The sequence below is a fragment of the Microcystis sp. M179S2 genome (assembly GCF_020245805.1).
In the GTDB taxonomy this organism is placed as follows: Bacteria; Cyanobacteriota; Cyanobacteriia; order Cyanobacteriales; family Microcystaceae; genus Microcystis; species Microcystis aeruginosa.
The window spans coordinates 1-8514 of the sequence record NZ_JADBUE010000281.1 but is presented as its reverse complement, the minus strand read 5'-3'; the positions used below and the strand labels follow the sequence as shown (position 1 = coordinate 8514).

General features: G+C 41.3%; 13 protein-coding genes. 7 read left to right on the top strand and 6 right to left on the bottom strand.

The annotated features are described in order from the left end of the window. From IM500_RS16805 to IM500_RS16775, 7 genes are all read left to right on the top strand, one after another. Positions 1–356 (top strand): zinc ribbon domain-containing protein (locus IM500_RS16805; protein ID WP_287739076.1); only part of this gene is annotated, 356 nt, incomplete at its 5' end. A gap of 10 nt (positions 357–366) precedes the next feature. Next, positions 367–732, top strand: coding sequence for a hypothetical protein (locus tag IM500_RS16800; RefSeq protein ID WP_190721790.1), 366 nt, complete (start codon positions 367–369; stop codon positions 730–732). 146 nt (positions 733–878) lie between these two features. Next, complete coding sequence (locus tag IM500_RS16795) at positions 879–1151, top strand: transposase (RefSeq protein ID WP_190721788.1); 273 nt, start codon at positions 879–881, stop codon at positions 1149–1151. Between the two features lie 265 nt (positions 1152–1416). After that, the gene (locus IM500_RS16790) at positions 1417–3135 is read left to right on the top strand and encodes an ABC1 kinase family protein (RefSeq protein WP_190721785.1); all 1719 of its coding nucleotides are present in this window, start codon (positions 1417–1419) and stop codon (positions 3133–3135) included. A gap of 36 nt (positions 3136–3171) precedes the next feature. Beyond that, positions 3172–3549, top strand: coding sequence for a hypothetical protein (locus IM500_RS16785; protein WP_002734118.1), 378 nt, complete (start codon positions 3172–3174; stop codon positions 3547–3549). 129 nt (positions 3550–3678) lie between these two features. Further along, on the top strand, positions 3679–5016 hold the full coding sequence (locus IM500_RS16780) for an anthranilate synthase component I (RefSeq protein ID WP_190721783.1): 1338 nt from the start codon (positions 3679–3681) through the stop codon (positions 5014–5016). Between the two features lie 106 nt (positions 5017–5122). Then, the gene (locus tag IM500_RS16775; RefSeq protein ID WP_190721781.1) at positions 5123–6088 is read left to right on the top strand and encodes a permease; all 966 of its coding nucleotides are present in this window, start codon (positions 5123–5125) and stop codon (positions 6086–6088) included. Positions 6089–6623: 535 nt separating this feature from the next. Here IM500_RS16775 and IM500_RS16770 read toward each other — a convergent pair. From IM500_RS16770 to IM500_RS16745, 6 genes are read right to left on the bottom strand one after another with little or no spacing between them, the layout of a single operon-like run. Then, positions 6624–6752, bottom strand: a complete 129-nt coding sequence (locus tag IM500_RS16770; RefSeq protein ID WP_190721779.1) for a tetratricopeptide repeat protein — start codon at positions 6750–6752, stop codon at positions 6624–6626. Beyond that, a complete protein-coding gene (locus IM500_RS16765) occupies positions 6731–7144 on the bottom strand; it encodes a type II toxin-antitoxin system VapC family toxin (protein WP_190721777.1) in 414 nt (137 codons plus the stop codon). Before IM500_RS16765 ends, IM500_RS16770 begins: the two co-directional genes overlap by 22 nt. Then, entirely contained in the window at positions 7141–7362 is a 222-nt protein-coding gene (locus IM500_RS16760; protein WP_190721774.1) for a hypothetical protein, read from the bottom strand. Before IM500_RS16760 ends, IM500_RS16765 begins: the two co-directional genes overlap by 4 nt. Positions 7363–7420: 58 nt before the next feature. Continuing rightward, positions 7421–7594, bottom strand: a complete 174-nt coding sequence (locus tag IM500_RS16755; protein ID WP_190721772.1) for a hypothetical protein — start codon at positions 7592–7594, stop codon at positions 7421–7423. Between the two features lie 55 nt (positions 7595–7649). Continuing rightward, positions 7650–7904 (bottom strand): type II toxin-antitoxin system RelE family toxin, encoded by a 255-nt coding sequence (locus IM500_RS16750; protein ID WP_002780219.1) that lies wholly within the window; start codon positions 7902–7904, stop codon positions 7650–7652. Continuing rightward, positions 7904–8167, bottom strand: coding sequence for a type II toxin-antitoxin system Phd/YefM family antitoxin (locus IM500_RS16745; RefSeq protein ID WP_002762167.1), 264 nt, complete (start codon positions 8165–8167; stop codon positions 7904–7906). Before IM500_RS16745 ends, IM500_RS16750 begins: the two co-directional genes overlap by 1 nt. Positions 8168–8514: the final 347 nt, after the last annotated feature.

Here is an 8514-nt window from a genome sequence, read left to right as displayed (position 1 = left end):
TTGCTGTACCACCGCATTTTACTAGCCAAGATTGTTCAGTTTGTGGGACGAGAGTTCAAAAAACATTAAGCACTAGAACTCATCAATGTCCTAACTGTAAAACAATCTTAGATAGGGATCATAATGCAGCAATCAACATTCTTAAAAAAGGGTTGAAATATTTGGGAAATCATCTCAACGGTACTGTTGGGCAAACAGAAACCGACCCAAACCCCCCCGATGTCGGGGGGCAAGGGGGGGGGGAGAGTCCGGCAAGAAAGATTTTCAGTGGAGACATTGAGAATTTAAGTTGTCTCGTTGAACAAGGAATTTACGATAGTGATAGGTCAAGAATCCCCCGTCACAGCGTAGCTTGACGGTGGGAGTATGTCAAAAGAAGTCGCCAAAAAATTGACGGATGAACCTAGAAGCTATAGTAGCCGGCAACTGTGCGAATTCTTAAAAGAAACGAAAAACATCGAGTTAAGCGAAAGAAAAATCAGAAGAATCTTCAAAAAAAATTATTCGTGGACAAGAACAAGACCCTCGGCAAAAGAGAAAAGTAATCGAGAAATCAAAACGTTGAAGATAGCGGACTTGGAAATGCTTGAATTGGCGGCGGCGGCTGGGGAGAGATGTTTAAAATACTTGGATGAATCGGGATTTAGCCTTTGGTCGTCAGTGGTGTATACATGGATGAGAATTGGAGAACAAAAGAAAATAGAACAGGGAAAAAGAAAGGGAAAAGGTTAAATGTAGGCGGTCTGTTAGAACTGGGACAGAGTTTCGAGTCTGGAATGACTTTCAATAGTTTCAAGAGTGAACAGTATATTCAAATCCTAAATTGGCAAGCATAACAAGCAGAAAATCGCTTAAAAGAAACGGGAAAAATTACGGTAGTGGGACAAGATCAAGGTTCAAGCCATGTCAGTAAAATTAGTAGAGAACAGTATACAAAATGGGAAGAAAAGGGATTATATATCTTTTGGCTACCGAGTTGTTCTCCCGAACTGAATCGTATCGAAAATGAGTGGGAAAGAATTAAAGAAGATGAACTGGCAGGAAGAATGTTCGGGGACGAGTACGAGTTGGCGATGGCAGTGATAGAGGCGAAAGCCAACTTAGCGCAATTGTTGATCGAAGCAACAAAATCGCCCATGAAGCTGATATAGACCCGAGTTATGGCATTGGCAGTCGCTGGAATATCGATGAAAATCTCGTTAATGATGCCGTTACCTTTATAGAACAGCTTGTTGAAAATATCCATCAGGTACTTGAGGACATCCACTAGCCGAGAATTTACCCAGCAGTCCAGCCATAAATACTTATGATTTCTCAGGGAATTATAACAATTATTAAATAATGTGTAGTTTTGTATACTGATGCCAAGAACTTAGCTACAATATCAAGTGGCGTAAGATATATAGAGATTAGCTTGTGAGTCGGCATCAAGACAGTCAAACTGACCGGAAACGAGAAGAAACACAGTTCACTCCTTACAGTGCAGAAGCGATCGCTCAACAATACCGTTACAAACCTTGGCAATTGTTCGGTCGCACTTTCGTGATTATTTGGTCTTTAGGATTATTTCTCCTCAGTCTCCTCTGGGACAAATGGACAAAGCAAGAAGAAGCCAATAAATACCGGCGTGCCAGCGAACTTAGGCAAATTCTCACCTGTTTAGGTCCCACCTTCATCAAAGTCGGTCAAGCTCTCTCTACCCGTCCCGACCTCGTTCGCAGAGACTTTTTAGACGAATTAGTTAAACTGCAAGACCAACTTCCCCCCTTCGATAACGACATTGCTTTTGCCATTATCGAGACAGAATTGGGAATGTCCGTAGAAAAAGCCTATCGAGAAATATCCCCCACCCCTGTGGCTGCCGCTAGTTTAGGACAGGTTTACAAAGCGATACTCCCCACCGGTGAAGAAGTAGCCGTTAAAGTGCAACGGCCCGGGCTGCGGGCGCTTTTAAGCCTCGATTTATACCTAATGCGCTGGGCCGCCCAAAAATTCGGTCGTTTATTACCCCTCAATCTCGGCCACGACCTCACCCTGATTGTCGATGAATTCGGCACCAAACTCTTTGAGGAAATCGACTATCAAAACGAAGGTCGCAACGCTGAAAAATTCGCCACCAACTTCCAAAATAACCCCGAAGTTAAAGTTCCCAGTATCTACTGGCGTTATAGTGGTCGCCGCGTCCTCACCCTAGAATGGATTGATGGCTATAAACTCACCGATACCGAGAACATCAAAGCTTTAGGATTAGACCCCAATAATATCGTTAAAATCGGCGTAACCTCCGGATTACAGCAACTCCTCGAACACGGCTTTTTCCACGCTGATCCCCACCCGGGTAATCTTTTCGCCACTTTTGATGGTCGCATGGCCTATATCGATTTTGGCATGATGGACCAGTTAGAGGCGGAAACTAAAGAAACCCTCGCTAGTTGCGTCGTCGATTTAATTAACAAAGACTACGAAAACCTGGCCAGCAACTTTGTCAAACTGGGATTTTTAACCCCAGAAACGGATATAAAACCAATTATTCCCGCCCTAGAACGGGTTTTAGGCAATGCCATCGGTCAAAGGGTCGGTGACTTCAATTTCCGCACCATTACCGATGATTTCTCCGAATTGATGTACGAGTATCCCTTCCGGATTCCCGCCAAATTCGCCCTGATTATTCGTTCCCTCGTCACCCAAGAAGGGGCAGCCCTCACCCTCGATCCTAACTTCAAAATCGTCCAAGTGGCCTATCCCTACGTCGCTAAACGTCTCCTGACCGGGGAATCGCCGCAACTGCGCCGGCGTTTACTGGATGTCCTGTTCAAAGACGGTAAATTCCAGTGGCAACGCCTAGAAAACATGATTACAATGGCTCGCTCGGAAAGTAACTTCGATTTACTGCCCACCGCGCAATTAGGCATCACTTTTCTTCTCTCGGAAGAAGGTCGTTATCTGCGTCGTCAATTGCTATTAGCTTTAACGGAAGATGACCGTCTCCATACTGCCGAAGTGCAACGTCTCTGGGGTTTAATTCAAGGAGAATTGCAACCGCGGCGACTCCTGGATGTGGCCATGAGCGCTTTTCGGGAATTATCGTCCCAAGGTGTGGCCGCTGTCCTTCCGCGAGAAACCAGTTCGCGTTAAAGTGTTTAAGGTCATCATCGGTTAATCACTTTTTCTATGGATTATTATTTTCTGCCCCAACCGCCCTATTTTCTAGTTTTTGCCGGTTTATTTATCGGTATTACCTGCGGGGCTGCTTTTGAAGCTAGTCTCAAGCAAGTGGTTAACAATTGGTATAAAAATAAGGGTTCAGACGATCAAAATCTTTTAAAATCTAGTTCCTTACAAATTCCTTTTATCGGTATTTGTGTAGGAATCTGTCTTTTCCTTGCCTCGGGATTAGATATATTTATTCTCAATGGTTGGGTTGCCTACGCTATCTCTCTCCCCATGACTATCTTTATCGGTGGTTTGGTTTGGAGTCAGTTAGGGGAATTATTAGGCCAATTACAGCGCGGCGGTTCTAAAGAAATTGACCTCGATTATCGGGGATAATTAGGAGACAGCCAACATTTAGGACTAAGAGAATAGGTGTTAGCAGATAGGAAAGATCAACTACCCCACAACTAACACCAAACCCTTATTTATACCCAATTTACCAGCTATTTTGGCCCGCGATTTTAGATGCAAAAACCTTTAGCATGGCATTGGCGATCGCTTCCTCTGCATCAGCGCACCGGTTCCGAGGTTTTTGCCTGCTTATTCTCTCAAGATGCGATCGCTACTTTACTAGAAAGTCCCTATCCGGGTAATTCCCTCTCCCGTTACTCTCTTTGTGCTGGTTCCCCGCGTCAGCTTTGGACTCCCGCACTAGGGGAAATTTTGCCCTTTTTAAGCAGTTTACTCCCCCAAACTCGATCTGATGTTCTTCCCGATCATCTTCCTTTCCATGGCGGTTGGTTGGGGTGGTTAGGCTACGATTTAGCTTGGGAAATAGAAAAATTACCCGACAGGAAAGCTGATACTCTCCCTTTTCCCGTCGCTTATTGGTATGAACCGGATAGTTTTGCCATTCTCGATCACCAAGCACAAATTCTCTGGTTAGCTGCCAGCAAACCCGAAGATTTAGATAAATACGAACAATCTTTAAGCAATCAACCGGATTTTGAGTTTATCGATCCTCGTCCCTCTCCCTTAATCTTTTATACTTCTCAACTCGACTACGAAAAAGCTGTTAAAAAAGCCTTAGATCATATCAGAAAAGGCGATATTTTTCAAGCAAATTTATCCCTAAGATTTCAAAGCACAACTAGGGCAAAAGGATGGCAAATTTATCGCAGTTTACAACAGATTAACCCTTCTCCTTTTGCCAGTTATTGGCGCACTCCTTGGGGCGAAATGATTAGTTGTTCTCCCGAAAGATTGGTGAAATTAGAAAGAGGAATAGCCAGCACTAGACCGATCGCTGGAACTCGTCCCCGGGGTAAAACTGAGGCACTCGATCGACAATTGGCCGAGGAACTATTAACTAATAAAAAAGAACGCGCCGAGCATATTATGCTAGTGGATCTAGAACGTAATGATCTCGGTAGAGTTTGTGAATGGGGATCGGTTGATGTTGATGAATTACTGACGATCGAGCGTTATAGTCACGTTATGCACTTGGTCAGTAATGTTCAAGGAAAATTAGACAAAAAGTATCATGCTATTGATTTAATTAAAGCTCTTTTCCCCGGGGGAACAATTACCGGTTGTCCGAAAGTTCGTTGTCTAGAAATTATCGAAGAATTGGAACCGGTGCGACGCAATTTATTCTATGGTTCCTGTGGCTATATTGACCTACGGGGTCATTTAGATTTGAATATTCTCATCCGTACCCTATTAATGACTGCTCAAGGGGATTTAAACACAGTTTGGGGACAAGTGGGAGCGGGAATAGTTGCCGATAGCGATCCCGAAAAAGAATGGTTAGAATCCCTTCATAAAGCTGAGGCACAATTAATCGCTTTACGTTCTTTTTAATTTTTGATTTCAACAAACTAACCTATTGTTGCATCTAAAACCGCTCTTTTTACTTTTTACCTTATCTGCTATTTTGTAGGATAGCTTCCGATCTTGAACCCTATTCATGAATCAAATTTCTATCGCTGTTACTTTTTTTCTTAGTTTAGTCTTGACCTCCCTTCCCTTTTTACTTTTGGGGGCAGCCGTTTCCAGTTTTTTGCTGGTTTTCGTCAATAAACAGCGATTAGCGGCGATATTTCCCCGTAATCGACTGTTAGGAGCGATCGTTGGCAGTGCCATCGGATTAATCCTACCCGTCGGACAATACGGCACGATTCCCGTCGCTAGAAGATTCTTATTAGAGGGAGTACCCCCAGGGGTGGTGTTTAGCTTTCTCACCGCTGCACCTACCCTAAATATCGTCACTCTTTGGCTAACTTGGCAGACTTTCAGCTATTCTAGTATTTTCTTCTATCGATCGCTTTCGGTCTGGTTAATGGCAATTGTTATCGGCACTCTCTTTAGTTTCTATCGGGAAAAACCCCGCACCGATAGCGAAATTCCCCTAGAATCGAGTTTGGTTCTTTCCGGGAGTTTTTTACCAGAGGAAGCAGCCAGTCAACCCCTGCAAAGAGTCGGCAGTCTTGTTTATGAGTATAAAACTAGAGATAGGCAAGCTTGGCCAATTTCTGTGCAGTTATTTCTCGATAACTTTATCGATGAAGCACTGGAATTAGGGGGATTATTAATTATTGGCTGTGCGATATCTAGTGTCTTTCAGCTATTATTACCTCAGCGTCAATTAATTGCCTGGGGGAATACTCCCGCTACTCAAATTCTCGTGCAGTTGTTTTTTGGTGTCACTCTCGCTGTTAATGCTAGTCTTAGCACTTTTGTCCCCGGTTCTTTAATTACTAATCTGTCCGTGGGTTCCACTCTAGCTTTTTTACTGGTCGCTTCCCTCATTGATATTAAAGCTTTTATCCTCCTCCTATCAGCTTTCCGTCCTAAAATCGTCCTTTATTTCGGAATTTTATGCCTGTTAATGACGTTTTTAGTGGCTCTGATCCTCGGTTTTTATCTAGTTTGAATTCCTTCTGGGTCAGAAAAATTTTCTCTTGACAAAGGCGACTTGACATGATACTGTATTCATAATGGAAAATCCGTGCGTATACAAACCCTCTTTTCCAACGGTCTTAACTATGATTGGTTCATTCAATCAATCTTCATCTCTAATCCACTCTTAACTAGGTCCCTAATCATAGTCCATCATTAAATCATTCCAATCACTGTCGATGGTGGTGGGTTAGGACGGATTGTTAGCTTGAACCCACATTCCGCACCCTTGGTTTTACTTATCACAGTCCATCAGATGATTACATCAACCACCGTCGATGGTGGTGGGTTAGGACGGATTGTTAGCTTGAACCCACATTCCGCACCCTAGGTTTTTCTGGATGTTGTTAAATTTTCTCTTGACAAAAGCCTCTTGACATGATACTATATTCATAATGGGAAATCCGTGCGTCTACAAACCCTCTTTTCCAAAGCATTTAAACTCTAATTCATCTTAATTCTGCTTCGGGTAATTGGGATAACATCATCAGATAGTTCTGATAAAAGGTTTAGGTATGGGGATGATTTTCCCCTAATCCTTCTCTGAAAATATTAATCGCTTCTAGATAGAGAGGTTCCGCTTCTGAGTACCTGCCTTGGCAATAGTACAATAGTGCTAGGTTGTTGAGAGATACCAATTTTCATAACTAAGATTGGGAATATTTTGAAAATGCTTAATGTTAGCTGTAATCAGAGTATAATCGCAATAAATAGCAGTCGCAGCAATAAACAAATCAATCGGGGTAATGAGTTGTCCTTTTATTCTAAGATTAACGTATATTTGAGTAGCTATATCACTAATTTCACGATCATAAGCAATTACTTCACTGACTTCGACAAGACGTTCAAATTGTTGTTGTTGATTTCGGGCATCTTTATACAATAAACCACTTTTAATCTCGTAATAGGTAAAGATTGAAAATGATACATAAGTATAGTGTTGTCGATAGATGCGGAATTGTTCAATTACTGTGGGATTGCCTCGTAAAAAATAAGAGAGGATATTGGTATCAAGTAATGCTTGTTTCATAAGTCATTGATCCGTTTTAAATCGAGTTGACGATTAGCTTCTGCTTCTTCGACAATCTCTTCCATAGTATTTTCTATATCTGCTGCCATACCAGCAAATTCCATAAAGTCAACGTCTGGATGTTTGGTTTTTATAGATTGGACAAAATTCAGGATTTCCGGCAGCAGAGAAATGGGAGTTGTTTCAATTTCTTTAATAAGTTGTTCTTTGAGTGTCATAGCTTTATCAGTTATCAGTTATCAGTTATCAGTCATTAATTCAATTATAGTCCATCATTCAATCATTCCAATCATAGTCGATGATTGGTGGTGGGTTAGGACGGATTGTTAGCTTGAACCCACTAGGTAATAGGTGTAGGGGTAATTCATGAATTACCCCTACAATAACGTTTTTCTGGATGTTGTCAAATTTTCTCTTGACAAAGGCGACTTGACATGATACTATATTCATAATGGAAAATCCGTGCGTCTACAAACCCTCTTTTCATGAATTTTCAGGGTCTAGTTTATTCGCCATAATGGGTTTTAGCACGATGAATATAGATTAACTTCTGTTCATCATTAATGGTGTAAAGTATTCTATCTTGGTAACTTAAGCGAATTGAATAGAAACCCGTTAAATCTCCTACTAATTTTTTGCCACTATAGGGAGAAATACTCAGGGTATCTTGGATAATTGATTTCAGTTTTTTCTTAAGTTTAGGGGTTAGCTTATCAACATCTTTTTTAGCTTCTTTGGTAAATCTGACTTCATAAACCATTAATCAATGTCTCCCAACACTTCCTCGAAAGAATAGGTTTCATTTTCATTAATTTGCTGTAGAGATAGTTGTAAGCTTTCTCTTAAATCGGGAATAGAGAGTAATTCGATGGTTTCTTGTAAACTTTCATAGTTTTTTTGGGAAATCAAAATTACAGAATCCTCCTGATTCTCAATGGCATAAATTTTGTTATCTTCCGTAACCGATTTAACGAGACTTGGTAAATCGGTTTGAGCATCGGCTATTTTAATTTTTTTGATCATAATTAATCCTTTTTTTGATGATGAAATAATAAAAATTATTGTAGGGATTTAACAATCTCTCCTAATCACAGTCCAGACAGCATCCTCCTATAATTATCCATCATTGTAGTCATCATTCAATCATTCCAATCACTGTCAATGGTGGTGGTGCGTTACTGGACTAGGTAATTAGGTGTAGGGGTAATTCATGAATTACCCCTACAATAACGTTTTTCTGGATGTTGTTAAATTTTCTCTTGACAAAAGCCTCTTGACAGGATACTATATTCATAATGGAAAATCCGTGCGTATACAAGCCCTCTTTTCCAACGGTCTTAACTATGATTGGTTCATTCAATCAATCTTCA

What these genes read in the sequence shown, in the direction of transcription:
- IM500_RS16780 (WP_190721783.1), top strand. Translation starts at nt 3,679, where the DNA reads ATGCAAAAACCTTTAGCATGGCATTGGCGATCGCTTCCTCTGCATCAG.
- IM500_RS16755 (WP_190721772.1), bottom strand. Translation starts at nt 7,594, where the DNA reads ATGAATATAGTATCATGTCAAGTCGCCTTTGTCAAGAGAAAATTTGAC.
- IM500_RS16750 (WP_002780219.1), bottom strand. Translation starts at nt 7,904, where the DNA reads ATGGTTTATGAAGTCAGATTTACCAAAGAAGCTAAAAAAGATGTTGAT.
- IM500_RS16800 (WP_190721790.1), top strand. Translation starts at nt 367, where the DNA reads ATGTCAAAAGAAGTCGCCAAAAAATTGACGGATGAACCTAGAAGCTAT.
- IM500_RS16785 (WP_002734118.1), top strand. Translation starts at nt 3,172, where the DNA reads ATGGATTATTATTTTCTGCCCCAACCGCCCTATTTTCTAGTTTTTGCC.
- IM500_RS16745 (WP_002762167.1), bottom strand. Translation starts at nt 8,167, where the DNA reads ATGATCAAAAAAATTAAAATAGCCGATGCTCAAACCGATTTACCAAGT.
- IM500_RS16775 (WP_190721781.1), top strand. Translation starts at nt 5,123, where the DNA reads ATGAATCAAATTTCTATCGCTGTTACTTTTTTTCTTAGTTTAGTCTTG.
- IM500_RS16765 (WP_190721777.1), bottom strand. Translation starts at nt 7,144, where the DNA reads ATGAAACAAGCATTACTTGATACCAATATCCTCTCTTATTTTTTACGA.
- IM500_RS16760 (WP_190721774.1), bottom strand. Translation starts at nt 7,362, where the DNA reads ATGACACTCAAAGAACAACTTATTAAAGAAATTGAAACAACTCCCATT.